Origin of the sequence: Noviherbaspirillum autotrophicum, assembly GCF_000818395.1 — a bacterium.
Taxonomy (GTDB): domain Bacteria; phylum Pseudomonadota; class Gammaproteobacteria; order Burkholderiales; family Burkholderiaceae_D; genus Noviherbaspirillum; species Noviherbaspirillum autotrophicum.
This window is the reverse complement of the sequence record NZ_JWJG01000022.1, coordinates 1-558: the sequence shown is the minus strand read 5'-3', so window position 1 is coordinate 558 and position 558 is coordinate 1. Positions and strand designations below refer to the sequence as shown.

General features: G+C 61.3%; 1 protein-coding gene. It reads left to right on the top strand.

Features of this window, described 5'->3' with window-relative positions; genetic code table 11:
• The coding region (locus TSA66_RS01220; RefSeq protein WP_040038686.1) for an acyl-CoA dehydrogenase family protein at positions 1-558 on the top strand (558 nt) is incomplete at both ends.

Here is a 558-nt window from a genome sequence, read left to right as displayed (position 1 = left end):
GCGGCCCCGGCCTGAACTACGTCAGCTACGGCTTGATCGCGCGCGAAGTCGAGCGCGTCGACTCCGGCTACCGCTCGATGATGAGCGTACAGTCGTCGCTGGTGATGGTGCCGATCTTTGAATTCGGCAATGAGCAGACCAGGCAAAAATATTTGCCGAAGCTCGCTACCGGCGAATGGATCGGCTGCTTCGGCCTGACCGAGCCGAACCACGGTTCCGACCCGGGTTCGATGATCACGCGCGCCAAGAAAGTCGCAGGGGGCTATAGCCTGTCCGGCAGCAAGATGTGGATTTCCAATTCGCCGATCGCCGATGTGTTCGTGGTGTGGGCCAAGGATGACGAGGGACAGATCCGTGGCTTCGTGCTGGAAAAGGGTTGGAAAGGCTTGTCCGCTCCAGCCATCCACGGCAAGGTCGGCTTGCGCGCCTCGATCACTGGCGAGGTCGTGATGGATGAGGTGTTTTGCCCTGAAGAAAATGCCTTCCCCGAGGTGCGCGGCTTGAAGGGGCCGTTCACCTGCCTGAACTCGGCGCGCTACGGCATTGCCTGGGGTGCGC